The sequence below is a fragment of the Campylobacter peloridis LMG 23910 genome, assembly GCF_000816785.1.
Classification (GTDB): Bacteria; Campylobacterota; Campylobacteria; order Campylobacterales; family Campylobacteraceae; genus Campylobacter_D; species Campylobacter_D peloridis.
In genome coordinates this window covers 237,614-250,387 of record NZ_CP007766.1, presented here as the reverse complement: position 1 = coordinate 250,387, position 12,774 = coordinate 237,614, and the positions used below count along the sequence as shown (strand labels likewise).

The following is a 12,774-nucleotide window of genomic DNA, read 5'->3' as shown; positions in this document are numbered from 1 at the left end:
TTCTCCTTAATACCCTATTACACAAGGATTCATAGTTTTAAAATTATCACTTACTATACAAGTTCTAGCTCTTTGAGTTAGTGCTGCTTCGTCTATTTCTTTTTTTTCTTCCTCTTCTTCTATGGCATTATCGCCTATTAAATTAAGTGAAGCAGTTTGTTCAAATACAGGTTGTTTATCACCACCTAAAGAATTATCTATATCAGGAAGAATAGGTTTGGTTAAATCTGTTTTAATGATATTGTCAAATTTAACAAAAGCAAATTGTTTATATCCTAATGTTGTATTGATATATTGAGTGTATTGATTTACTTTAGAATTTAACTCACCTATATCATTAGATAAGCTATTATAAGCATTATATGCTTTAGTCCAATTATCAAATGCTTGAGTAAATTTAGGATCATTATAATTTAGCTTACCTTTATTGACTAAATCTAAAAGTTTATTAAATTCAGCTTGGGCTTTAAAATAAGCTTGTTCTTTAATTTTAAAATCATTTTTTATGCTTTCATATTGTTGTAGCTGTGCTATGATATTGTTTTTATTGGTATCTAAATAAGTAATGATTTCTAAAGTATTAAAAACATTAGGTTTGATTTGATTATTGTAAAGCTCTAATGCTGTTTTGTCTAGTTTGTTGTTAAAATTAATTTCATTATAATGCAATAAAAAGCTAATACTTTGAGCTATACTTAAAGCTTTATCATCATCTTTTATACCCAAATGTGTTTTTACTATAGTTTTAATTTCATTTTCATTAGAATCTTTGTTTAATCCTTTAAAAGCTTGTATTAAACTATATAAGTTTTTAATATCAATAGTATATTTTTCATTTCTTATACTATCGATAATACCTTGTATGATATCTTGATGTAAATCATCACTTGTTAAGATAACATCGCTATCACTTGGTTTATTTGGATTATCAGGGGTGATAGTTGGTGGAATGATGTTTGGTTTTTCTATGGAATTTGCTTTAGATAAAAAGTCTTTATATGCATTTGCTTGAGTTTCATCTGTGTAAGTGTGGATGTTTATTTTATCAAAAACATAACCATTTTTATTAAAATCATTCCAATAGTCTTTATCAGCTGTTGCATTGGCTAAATCATCTTTGTGATGATAGATGTGGATGTTGTTGAAAGTATATGTTCCTTTACCATTTAATCTACCAAAAAATTTACCATCTAAATTAGATTTTGAATTTTTATTAAAATATATATTTATATTTGAAAAATCAACTAGTATTTTTTTATCTGTAGTGTTAGCAAAATCTGGGTTTATCTCGCCTATAAAAGCACCAAAATCATATAAAGAATAAATTCCTTTATCAATTTCTACTGATATATTTTTAAAATATACTGGCGAACCATCATAATTATCTCTAGCACTGATAGTTCCTATAAAACCACCTTGTCCACCTATCCAGCCTTTATTATCAGTTTTAATGCTTCCTATCTTTAATTTTATATTTTGAAAACCATTATTAGCATATGAATAAGTCCCATCATATTCTCCTACAAATCCACCTATATAACCTCTATCTGGATAACGATTTATATAGATATCTCCAACATTAACATATATATTATTATACGATCCACTAGCATTAGCTGCAAAACCTCCAATACTTGTTAGTGCATAAATATCATTAATAAAATGATTGTATTGACTAATGCTTGCTATGTTTTTTAAAGCTATATCTGAAAATATCCCATAAATCTCGCCAGCAAAACCTCCAATAAAGTGAATATTAGAAGAATTATCCGATAATACGCTTTTAATACTACCTATATTTTCAATATAAATATTAGATCCATATCCTCCAAATGATCCAGCAAAACCTCCAGTATAGTTAGCACCTTTACCATCAACATTAATTTCTGATATATTTTTTAATGTGATATTATTCACATAATTTACACCAAGTGCACGACCAATAAAGCCACCAACATAACGCGAAGCTTGATAATTATTATTTTTAAATTTAATACTACCACCCATATAATCTATATTAATATTTTTAAAAGTTGCATTATTAGCATAACCAAAAATGCCTATATTAAATACTTTTTCTCCTATAGCAGTAGCATCAATATTGATATTTTTTAAAGTATATCCTTGTCCATCAAAAATTTTATTAAAAGCGTTTTCATACATAGTAGTGCCTACTATCATATTAGTGCAACCCAACCCATCTATACAATAATTTGCATAATTTTTCCAGTCTTTACCTTCTTCGCCTTTGCCTTTATTGCCACTAAAATCGATATTGCCTACTAATTTAAATTCATCTACACTTCTAATATGCCCTAAACCTTCATTCCATCCTTTAGCAAAATGCCACCATTCTATAGCATTAGCTTTTTCATTACCCATATTGCCTATGGTTAGAGCTTTTTTGAAATTAGAATTTCCTTTATGGTTTTGATAATCCACTGCATTTACTTTTGCATTGCTACCAAATTTATAACCATCATTTGCAAAATTTATCATTTTTCTTTGTATATAACCATCTTTTGTAGCTGTTACATTGATGTTATTAGAATTTAGCTTAGCACTATCTGCGTCTATATATACATAATTGCCTACTAAGTGTGTTTTAGAGCTAGTATTGCCTAATTTACCACCTTGTATATCTACTTTATTGCCTATAAGCAATACATCATTTGCATTGATATTACCCATATTTACTACATTGCCAAGTTTATTTGCTTTAAATACAGGTGAGAAATTTGCACCTTGTGTTTTAAATTCATCAAAATGATTTGCTTGTAAAGATGAAGTAGAAGCTACAAAGCGATTAGCATTGATATTACCTGTTTTAGTGATGATTACTCCATTAGGATTGATTAAAAATACATTATTATCTTTTGCGTTTAATATACCTGCTATGGTAGATTTATTTGTTCCATGAGCTATGTTTAAGTAGTTGTGTTTGCTAGTGGTGAAATTTACTTTTTCACCTTGATTTATGCTAAATCCCCCCCCCCATTGTATAATATGATTTTTATTTGGAGTGGTTCCAGTTATGTCCATGGTATTGCCATTTATATTAATCTTACCACTTGTGCCATGAGTAAATTTACCACCACTTGGTAGGGCAAATGCAGGTGAAAAGAGTAGTGAAGCCACTACTCCTGAAAGTAAAATATGTTGGATTGTTTTATTTTGCATTTTTATAATTTTCCTTGATAAATTAATTTAAATTTACTACTATGCTTTTTTCATCCTCACTAAGACTTAAAGTGTAGTTAGCTTTTTGTAACTTCGCATTGATGTTTTTATGTAATTTTTGATTATTTTCAGCTACAACATTTAATAAATTTTGCATATCTTTTTTGCCTAAATTTTTACCATTTTCATCAACAAAACCTTTTTCTGAGTGCATTAAAACAAAGCTTTTGTTTTTAAGGTTGTTTGCATATACATTGATAGAGCTATTTTTAGAAAGATTTATAGCTTCTTTAGCACTTAAATAAGTTTTTGTATTATCTTTTAGTATAAAGCTAAAATGATCAAAATTATTTACTAATTTAGCATTAATATTTGTATTTAATACCAAATGGTTGTTAGTTTTGCTTTTGTGTTCTAAACTTTTATAGCTAAATGCATTCTCGTTTTTAATTTGTAGTATATTTCCTGCTAATACATCTATGCTTGTATTTTTAAAAATATTAGTCGCACCGCTTAGATATAAAGTATTATTATAACTTTTTCCTTCCTCTTGATTTACACCAGAAGCACTAATAAACAATGCGTCGTTGTTTTTATACTCATCTATATTTAAATTTGCTATATGAGTAAAATTGTTATAAACATTTTTAGCAATTCCTGCACTAATTACCACCCTACCTTCTCTTACATCAGAGGCAGTTCCTAAAGCAAGATTGTTAAAAATCATGGTATTATTAGCACTTTCTTCTTTAGCGTTGATTACATATATATTATCATAAGCTGCTGAAGAATAATCTTTTATATTTAAAGTATTTTCATTAGCTGTTTTATTTGCTCTAATGATGATTTTAGAACCTTTATCTATATTAGAAGCATTTGATAAAGATTGCACTAGATTATAAGAGATATTGCTTTTGCTTACCTCATCTGCTTCTATGATAGTTGTTAAATTCTTACCTGATTTTACGCTATCTAATTTTATAGTATTTGCATTAGCACTACTTGCATAATAATCCTTACCATCTATACTAGCTTTAGCTACCCCATATAAATACAATGGCATAGATACATTAGTATTGCTTATACTTATAGTGTTGTTATTTGCTTTAGAACTTAAAGTTTGTGCAGCAGTAATTTGAATTTTATCTTGATAATTTTCCACAATACTTTCTTGAGTTAAGTCTCCCTTAACATAAACTCCATTATTGCTAGCCCCCTTACTAGCATAAGCTCCATATAAGTTGAATTCATTTTTACCCGTGAAATTGGAATTGATCGTAAAAGGAGTTTTTAGGTTTAAATAAATTTTATTATCATTAGCTATACCATTTCTAGCAAAGCCTGCATAAAAATCTAGCAAAGCTCTTACTTCGACATTGGTATTTAACGCTAGTAAGGTCTGTAAATCTTTAATATCTATGGTATTTTTATAAGCATTTCCTTGTATTATTTTACCACCATAGATTTCTCCATTTAAAATAGCATTATAAGCTAATGGAGTATTTTTAGTATCTACTCTTAAATCTAATTTTAATTCATTAATTAATAATTTATTATCGCTAACTTCATAATTTTGGTTATCATTGACATCTACAAAGGCTCCACCAAGATGAGTAGCTGCTGAAGTAGAATAAGCTCCACTTGGCCCATGCACTAGCAACGAAGCTCCATCAAATACAACTTTATTATTTTTAGCATTACCATTATAAGTAATAGCACCCATAACATGAGTCATTCTTTCATCAAATACACTTTTTCCTAAAACACCTTGTCTATAAGGAGTAGTATGAAAGTCTATTTTTACACCTTTGTTTAATATAACGCTATTGTTATTAACATTTGCATCTATACCAAAAGCACCTACTATATAAGGAGCTCCATTTAAAGGTAGGGTATAGGTATTTTCAACTCCCATATTTACATATGCATCTTTTAAAAAGTCTAAAGTATTATTATTTGCTTCACCTTTTCTAGCTATGGCTGGAGTGATTAAAAAATTATATTGGTTATTATAACCTGTAGCTTTAGGATTCATTACTTCTTTATCAGTTGGTTTTAAATAATACACAGATGATAGCTCCCCTGCTTTTAATACAAGAGTGTTATTATTTGCTTTTGCATTAAACACATACGCAGAAACCAAAAAAGGGATATAACTAATTTGCTCAATTGTATCATCTATAGAATATGCCCCATGAAAACCATTTACTACAAAAATATCTTCTTTAATACTTGGAGTAAGGATATCTTGTTTAAAAAACATATCACCCATTTTTGCATGTGCTTGATCTTTTGGATTGTCATAAACTAAAGTTACATTAGATATATTTTTATTAGTAGCCATTTGACCATAATAATTTTTACCATTTAAAAATTTAAAAGTATTTGCTTCATAATCATATACTTGATTGTTATTAAATTGGTGTTGTTTGATGATGTATTTTTTACTTTTTTCATCATATTCTGCTTGACTTGCACCATATAAAGAACTAAGAGAAAATATAGCTAATAAAGAAAGCTTTAAAAAACTTTTGTTACTACCCATAAGACTTTTTTTAGACATAAGTTTTTGCATGAAATATCCTTTGCTAACATAGTGTTAAATTTTGCTTAGTTGTTAAATTTTAGTAATTGTTATTACTAATGTATTGTAAATGATTTTAGAATGTTATTATGAGATTGTTAAAAATTAGCTTAAAGTTAATTAAGACTAAAATTATATTAAAATGTAAATCATGGGGGGGGGATATGGAAAAATAAGCATTTAAGAAGATTAAAAAATCGAAAAATTTTTTTTAATCTTCTGGATTGTAAAAGATAAGTTCTTTTAAACATTTTTTACATTTAAAAGCTATATGTAAATATTTAATTTTTACATGAGTCCCGTAATCTAACTTATGTATGGTTTCTGAACAACTGCAAATATATAAAAATTTTTCTTCTTCTTTAACTTCTTCTTTTACCTCTTCATTTTTTACTCTTTGTTGCCATTTATAAATCATCATATCATGCTCTACTATATGTTCTAAAAGCCAAACTGATACTATTTCATAAAGTTTTTCTTTTAAATCATTAGTGCTTGAGCAATCATTGATTAAAATACTCATATCCTTAATGATTTTTTTATGCATAGATTTATGCTCTAATAAATACGGATATTCAATAGAACACATAAAATCTTCCTCATCTTTAAAATGTGTTTTCATATACTCAAAAAATTCACTCAATAATTCTTTAATTTCTGCTTTATAAATATGCCTATTAAGCAGTTTTGCTGTTTTGTCTGCTAAATTAAAGAGTGTTTTGTGTTGCAAGTCTATATTGTCATTTTTTATGCTATATTTATCATTCCAAACTGGAAAAGCTTCCATATACGATAACTCTTAAGCAGTTCTTATAACGCTTTTACAAACTTTGCAACTATACTTACTTCCTTTGCAAATTTTTGTATGTATATGATGAGGAATTTTATGTTTTTCACCTTTGCAACCACATATATAAATCACAAATTCTGGAACAACCTCTTCAAAACTTGTATCTTCTTCAAAAGTAGCCTCTTGTTGTTCTTTAAATTTTTGCTTTTGGTATTTATAGTATTTCATATCCTCTTTTAGAATATGCTCTAAAAGCCATTTTTCTGTGATGATATTTAATTTTTCTTTAAAATCATTTATCGTTTTGATATTTTTTACCAAAGCAATCAAAGACAAAGTAATTTCTTGATGAATTTTTTTATGGTGTGCTAAATCAGGATAACCTATTTTCTCCATATGTTCTTCTTCATCTTTAAAATGAGTTTTAACATACTCAAAAAGCTCATTTAATACTAATTTAATATCTGAAATACTTGCGTGGCGTTCTGCGATCAAATAAGCTTTTTTTGCTATATCAAAAAGTGCTTTATGCTGATCGTCTATAGTTTTATTATGAACACTATAATCATCCATCCACTTTATCATAAAAATCCTTTTTTATTTAAATTTTTACAACAAGCAATAAATAATCATTTTCAATACAAGATGAAATTATATAATAAAAAATGAATAATTTCAATAAAATAAATAATATATTTAAAAATTATTAAAAATAAAACAAAAAATATCTTAATTAAAAATACCCATAAATTAGGCTTTAGCTGGCATTTTTTGAATATTTTTTTAAATTTTTTGACTATAAACTTAAAAAAAATTACTTGTGTTATTAAAAAATATTTTCAGTAGCTTTAAAAGATAAATTTAGCATAAACTTGTATGCTAAATTTCTGTTAGTATAGTATCAAAAAGCTCTCTTACTCTTTTTTCAAGAAAATCTTTAAATTCTAAAGTGCTAGCTTCACTTCGCATGATAAGATAAGGGCTTGTATTTGAAGCGCGTAAAAGCACCCAGCCATCTTTAAAAGTAATTCTTACTCCATCGATTTCATTGCAATCAAGAACATTTTCAAAAGCATTAGCTTTTACTTTTTCTTTGAATTTTTCTATGATTTGAAATTTGTTTTCTTCGCTAACTTTAAGTTTAATCTCTTCACTTGCATAAAGTTTTGGTAATTCTTTAACTAATTTTTCTATATCAAAACCATTTACTAAAAGCTCTAAAGTTCTTAAAAATGCATAAATGCCATCATCATAACCAAAATATCTATCTTTAAAGAAAATATGCCCGCTAAGCTCTGCTGCTATGTCTATATTTTGTTCTTTCATTGTTTTTTTGATATTTGAGTGGCCTGTTTTACCCATCATAACAAAACCAAATTTAGCTACTTCATCGAAAAGATTTTTAGAGCATTTTACCTCGCCTAAAACTCTAGGATTTTTAATATTTTTAGCAAACAAATAACAAAGCTCATCGCCTTTAAATACATAGTCTTTACTAGCTACAACTAAACGATCTCCATCGCCATCAAAAGCAAAACCCATTTTTGCATTTTCATTTTCTTTTAATGCAACTTGCAATGCATGTAAATTTTCAAGTTCAGTTGGATCGGGTGCGTGATTTGGGAAATTACCATCTGGCTCTTCAAATAAAATCTGTGCATTTAAACCTAACTTCTCCACTAAAGGTTTTATTATCACTCCAGTAGCACCATTTGCACAATCGATAATGATTTTTTCTTTATAGTTTTTAAGATGAGTAAAATGCTTTACTAAAAAGTCTATATATAAGCTTTTAACATCATAATTTTCATATCTTAAATCATCTTTTATTTCAAGCTCTAAATACTCTTGCACTTTTAAAGAAAGTTTTTTTAAATCAGCACCAAAAAAACTTTCTTTGTTAATTGTGATTTTAAAGCCATTGTATTCTTTTGGATTATGTGAGCCTGTTATCATGATGTTTGCATCAAAAATTTCATCAAAAAATAAACTAAAATACCCCATTGGTGTAGGTGCTAAGCCTATATTAAATACTTGCATATTAGCTTTATTTAAACCACTGATTAAATAGTTAAAAAGCTCATTTGCACTATATCTTGCATCATAACCTATACTTACTTTCTCACAACCCTTTGCTTTCATTTCTAAACCCAAGGCATAACCTATGGCTTTAACACTTTTTTCATTTAATTCACTTGGATAAAGTCCTCTTATATCATACTCTCTAAAAATCAAATCTAGCATTTTAATCCTTTTGTTTTCTAAGTTCTAATTTTGCTTGTTTTAAACTATCTTCAACATTTTCATTTTTACTTGATAAACAAAGTTTTATTTCTAATTTTATATTTTGTTCTTTAAATTCAAAGCTGTATTTTTGCATAAAATTTTCAAGCATTTGTAGTTTGCTTTGCACAAAAGCAACACTTTCATTTTCAAATATAACGATAAAATAATCCTTATCATCTTTAAAAATTCTAGCATGCAAAGCTTTTTTTAAAATTTTGGCAAATTCATGCATTATAAACTCGCTTGTTTTTAAACCATTTTGATGGCAAATTTCATTGATATTTTTTACTTCAATTAAAGCTAAATGAAAATTTTCAAGCCCTTGAGCGTATCTTCTTAAAGCCTTTAAATTTGCTAAATTTGTTACTGAGTCAAAAAAGGCTATTTTATAAGCTTTATAAGCTAAAAAGCCTATTAAAACCAAAGAAGCAAATTCATAATAACCTAAATCTATATTATTGTAAAATAAAAACTGCACATTTAAGCCCATATAAGCTAGTAAAAAATGAAAATCATTGTTTTTAAAATACGAAAACAATAAAAATACAAACCCCGCCCAAAACACACAAAAACTTAGCTCGCTAATAGGCTTAAAAAATTGCGATGAAATACCAAAAATTTCGCTAGTTATATTTGCATTAAAATTCGTGCTTGTGCTTAGGATTAAAGCAATCAAACCCATAAAAGCTATATAAGCAAATTTAATGAGATTAATCCTTTCAAAAACAAGCTTGCTATCTTGCAAAAACACAAAAAGCACAAAAGAAAAGGGTAAAAACACAGAGATAAACAAATGTGCTTGATATTCACTTGCCACTAAAGATAAAGCCCTAGCACATAAAATCAACAAAAGCAAGAAAAAAATCTTATTTTGCTTAAAAAAATAAGCTAAAAATAAAGCTAAAAAGTTAAAAGCTAAAGTCATGCTAGGCAATGTTTTTAACATTAAATATGAAAAATCCAAATCAATAAACCTTTTTTTTGATAAAATTATAGCAAAAATAATTTAAGGATATTAATGGTAGAAGTAAAAAATCTCACTATGCGTTTTGCAAATCAGTTATTATTTGAAGATGTTAATTTAAAACTAAATCGCGGACAAAGATACGGACTTATAGGGGCAAATGGTGCAGGAAAATCAACCTTTTTAAAAATTCTCTCAGGCGAAATAGAATCAAGCAGTGGAGAGATAATATTTGATGAAGGACTTAAAATAGCCGTTTTAGGCCAAGATCAATTTGCCTTTGAAAACTACACTATAAAAGATGCAGTAATGTGTGCAAATAAAAGATTATATGATGCACTAAAAGAAAAAGAAAAACTTTATATGAGCGAAGAATTCACAGATGAGATTAACGATAGATTAAGCGAGCTTGAGATTATTACCGCAGAAGAGGATCCAAACTATGATTGTGAGATAAGATGTGAAAAAATTTTAAGCTCTTTAAAAATCAAAGATTTTGATGCTTTAATGAGCACCTTACAAAGTGCGGATAAATTTAAAGTTTTATTAGCTCAAGTTTTATTTTTAGGTGCTGATATTTTATTTTTAGATGAACCAACCAACAACCTTGACTTAGAAGCGATTTCTTGGCTTGAAAATGAGCTTTTAAGACATGAGGGAACTTTAGTAGTAATCAGCCATGATAGGCATTTTTTAAATAAAGTTTGCACAAGAATTTTAGATGTGGATTTTAAACAAATACGCGATTTTGCTGGAAATTATGATGATTGGTATATGGCTTCAACCTTGCTTGCTAAACAAGCTGAACTCAAACGCGATAAAACCTTAAAAGAAAGAGAAGAATTAGAAAATTTCATACGCCGTTTTAGCGCTAATGCTTCAAAAGCAAAACAAGCTACAAGTAGGGCTAAAGCTTTAGAAAAACTTGAACTTGAAGAAATTAAAACTTCAAGCAGGCGTGATCCTAGCATAGTTTTTAGAGCTAGTAGAGAAATAGGAAATGAGGTTTTAGAATTAAAAGGCATTAGCAAAGCTTATGATAAAACTTTGTTTGAAAATTTAGAATTAAAAGTAGAAAAAGGCGACAAAATAGCCTTAATCGGTGCAAATGGCGTTGGAAAAAGCACTTTAGCTAAAATCATTGCTTCAAAATTAGAACCTGATAGTGGCCATATACACTTAGGTGCTACCATAGAAATGGGGTATTTTGCTCAAGATACAACCAATTTAATCAATGAAGATTTGAAACTTTATGAATGGCTTATGAGTGAAAAATTCAAAGATTTAGATGAAATTCGCAAATGTCTTGGTAGAATGCTCTTTAGCGGAAGCGATCAAGAAAAAAAAGCTTTGAGTTTAAGCGGAGGCGAAAAACATCGTTTAATGCTTTCAAAATTGATGTTAGAGCGTGGAAATTTCTTGCTTTTAGATGAGCCTGATAATCATTTAGATCTTGAAAGTATTATTGCATTAGGCGAAGCTTTGTATAATTTTAAAGGATGTGCAATATGCATAAGCCATGATAGAGAGTTAATCAGTGCTTTTGCAAATCGTATATGGCTTTTAGAAGATGGAAAGCTTACGGATTTTAAAGGAAGTTACGACGAATTTTTAGGAGGTTTAGAATGAATTCGTATAAGATAAAATATGCTGCTGGTTTTGGACATTTTACACAAAATCACAAAGGTTTTGGGCCTACTATTTATGTAGAAGAAAGTGTTGATTTTCAAAGTGAAAAAGATTATTTTGATTATGTAGAATTTTATGAAAAATTCAGCAAAAGCGATGATACTTATTTTCATATATCTTTTTTAGAGGATCGTCCCTTAAATTCCAAAGAATTAGAAAGTAGAAATGCGTATAGAAAATTAAGAGATGAACGCTGTAATAAAGCTAGAGAAGATTTTGTTAAAAACAATGAAATAGAAGCAGAATACTACCCAACACATGGCGATTAAGGAATGATTTTTGCTTGTTTTCTCCTTGTAATATTTTGAAAAGGAGAAAACATGCAAGTTAACCATGATAATTTATCGGTTAAAGAGTATGGATATAGCCAAAGTAGTGCTTATAAAAACACTCAAGGTGCTAATGAAGACTTTATGTCTTTACTTAGTCAAAACAATAGCGAAAATTTAAACGAGCAAAGTATTAAACTTGATGAGCTTTTTTCAAAAGCTATGAGTCAAGATCAATTTAGCACTGGAATTTTTAGTTCTAATATGTCTAATATTTATAATTATCGTTTCAGAGGACAAACAGAAACTTCTTCACAAGCAAATACTGCTAATCTTACAGAAGAAACTCAAGAACCACAAAAAGATTTAGTAAAAGATCTTTTAAATTCTTTATAAAAATGAAGTAAGCTTAATGCTTACTTCCAAATAAGTCCGCTAAATTCAAATTCTTTAGCAAAATTTTTAAATTCTTTTTCCTCTTTGCTGTTTAAATTTAAACTAAGTTCTACCACTTCTTTAAACACCACTTTATAATCAATATTATGTTTTTTTAAAAAATGCTCAAATCTTGCATAAAGATGAAAAGGAATGTTTAAATTTAAAATATTTTTGGCTTCAAATTCTAAAAGCATTGCATTTAAAATAGCTTCATTTGTAGCTTCGCTATAAGCTCTTACAAGTCCGCCTGTGCCAAGTTTAATACCACCAAAATAACGCACCACAATCACCGCACAATTAACAAGCAAAGCTCCTCTTAATACATTTAAACAAGGCATAGCAGAAGTTCCTTTTGGCTCTCCATCATCGCTTTTATCTTCTATAATTTGCCCAAATTCATTTAAATACCTATAAGCATATACAAAATGCACGGCTTTTAAATGTTCGCTTTTTAGTTTTTGCATAAGATTTTTAAAATCTTTAAAAGGACATAAAAACGCCAAGAAAGTGGATTTTTTTATTTCTATTTTTGCTTGATAAATTTGCTCAATGGTTTTCATTTTTTCCTTAAATT

At 28.1% G+C, this 12,774-nt stretch carries 10 protein-coding genes; 3 read left to right on the top strand and 7 right to left on the bottom strand.

Features of this window, described 5'->3' with window-relative positions; all coding sequences use genetic code 11:
• Nucleotides 1-6: 6 nt before the first annotated feature.
• From CPEL_RS08675 to CPEL_RS01305, 6 genes are all read right to left on the bottom strand, one after another.
• Nucleotides 7-3,180, bottom strand: coding sequence for a two-partner secretion domain-containing protein (locus CPEL_RS08675; protein WP_049984554.1), 3,174 nt, complete (start codon nucleotides 3,178-3,180; stop codon nucleotides 7-9).
• Between the two features lie 22 nt (nucleotides 3,181-3,202).
• A complete protein-coding gene (locus CPEL_RS01325) occupies nucleotides 3,203-5,755 on the bottom strand; it encodes a hypothetical protein (protein ID WP_049984553.1) in 2,553 nt (850 codons plus the stop codon).
• A 220-nt stretch (nucleotides 5,756-5,975) separates the two neighbouring features.
• Nucleotides 5,976-6,551 carry a bacteriohemerythrin gene (locus tag CPEL_RS01320; RefSeq protein WP_044598287.1) on the bottom strand — a complete coding sequence of 192 codons (576 nt, stop codon included), beginning with the start codon at nucleotides 6,549-6,551 and terminating at the stop codon, nucleotides 5,976-5,978.
• A 12-nt stretch (nucleotides 6,552-6,563) separates the two neighbouring features.
• Nucleotides 6,564-7,139 (bottom strand): hemerythrin family non-heme iron protein, encoded by a 576-nt coding sequence (locus tag CPEL_RS01315; RefSeq protein WP_044598286.1) that lies wholly within the window; start codon nucleotides 7,137-7,139, stop codon nucleotides 6,564-6,566.
• Nucleotides 7,140-7,433: 294 nt separating this feature from the next.
• On the bottom strand, nucleotides 7,434-8,798 hold the full coding sequence (locus tag CPEL_RS01310) for a phosphomannomutase/phosphoglucomutase (RefSeq protein WP_044598285.1): 1,365 nt from the start codon (nucleotides 8,796-8,798) through the stop codon (nucleotides 7,434-7,436).
• 1 nt (nucleotide 8,799) lies between these two features.
• Complete coding sequence (locus CPEL_RS01305) at nucleotides 8,800-9,804, bottom strand: diguanylate cyclase (protein ID WP_044598284.1); 1,005 nt, start codon at nucleotides 9,802-9,804, stop codon at nucleotides 8,800-8,802.
• A 54-nt stretch (nucleotides 9,805-9,858) separates the two neighbouring features.
• Here CPEL_RS01305 and CPEL_RS01300 point away from each other — a divergent pair, with 54 nt between their 5' ends.
• Genes CPEL_RS01300 through CPEL_RS01290 form a run of 3 tightly spaced genes read left to right on the top strand, consistent with a single transcriptional unit; the run spans nucleotide 9,859 to nucleotide 12,158 of the window.
• The gene (locus tag CPEL_RS01300; protein ID WP_044598283.1) at nucleotides 9,859-11,433 is read left to right on the top strand and encodes an ABC-F family ATP-binding cassette domain-containing protein; all 1,575 of its coding nucleotides are present in this window, start codon (nucleotides 9,859-9,861) and stop codon (nucleotides 11,431-11,433) included.
• Nucleotides 11,430-11,762 carry a hypothetical protein gene (locus CPEL_RS01295; RefSeq protein WP_044598282.1) on the top strand — a complete coding sequence of 111 codons (333 nt, stop codon included), beginning with the start codon at nucleotides 11,430-11,432 and terminating at the stop codon, nucleotides 11,760-11,762. The genes CPEL_RS01300 and CPEL_RS01295 overlap by 4 nt, the downstream gene beginning before the upstream one ends.
• A gap of 51 nt (nucleotides 11,763-11,813) precedes the next feature.
• Nucleotides 11,814-12,158 carry a hypothetical protein gene (locus CPEL_RS01290; RefSeq protein ID WP_044598281.1) on the top strand — a complete coding sequence of 115 codons (345 nt, stop codon included), beginning with the start codon at nucleotides 11,814-11,816 and terminating at the stop codon, nucleotides 12,156-12,158.
• Between the two features lie 20 nt (nucleotides 12,159-12,178).
• Here the strand turns inward: CPEL_RS01290 and CPEL_RS01285 are convergent, their stop codons facing one another.
• The gene (locus CPEL_RS01285; protein WP_044598280.1) at nucleotides 12,179-12,760 is read right to left on the bottom strand and encodes an IMPACT family protein; all 582 of its coding nucleotides are present in this window, start codon (nucleotides 12,758-12,760) and stop codon (nucleotides 12,179-12,181) included.
• Nucleotides 12,761-12,774: the final 14 nt, after the last annotated feature.

What these genes read in the sequence shown, in the direction of transcription:
- CPEL_RS08675 (WP_049984554.1), bottom strand. Translation starts at nt 3,180, where the DNA reads ATGCAAAATAAAACAATCCAACATATTTTACTTTCAGGAGTAGTGGCT.
- CPEL_RS01325 (WP_049984553.1), bottom strand. Translation starts at nt 5,755, where the DNA reads ATGCAAAAACTTATGTCTAAAAAAAGTCTTATGGGTAGTAACAAAAGT.
- CPEL_RS01320 (WP_044598287.1), bottom strand. Translation starts at nt 6,551, where the DNA reads ATGGAAGCTTTTCCAGTTTGGAATGATAAATATAGCATAAAAAATGAC.
- CPEL_RS01315 (WP_044598286.1), bottom strand. Translation starts at nt 7,139, where the DNA reads ATGATAAAGTGGATGGATGATTATAGTGTTCATAATAAAACTATAGAC.
- CPEL_RS01310 (WP_044598285.1), bottom strand. Translation starts at nt 8,798, where the DNA reads ATGCTAGATTTGATTTTTAGAGAGTATGATATAAGAGGACTTTATCCA.
- CPEL_RS01300 (WP_044598283.1), top strand. Translation starts at nt 9,859, where the DNA reads ATGGTAGAAGTAAAAAATCTCACTATGCGTTTTGCAAATCAGTTATTA.
- CPEL_RS01295 (WP_044598282.1), top strand. Translation starts at nt 11,430, where the DNA reads ATGAATTCGTATAAGATAAAATATGCTGCTGGTTTTGGACATTTTACA.
- CPEL_RS01290 (WP_044598281.1), top strand. Translation starts at nt 11,814, where the DNA reads ATGCAAGTTAACCATGATAATTTATCGGTTAAAGAGTATGGATATAGC.
- CPEL_RS01285 (WP_044598280.1), bottom strand. Translation starts at nt 12,760, where the DNA reads ATGAAAACCATTGAGCAAATTTATCAAGCAAAAATAGAAATAAAAAAA.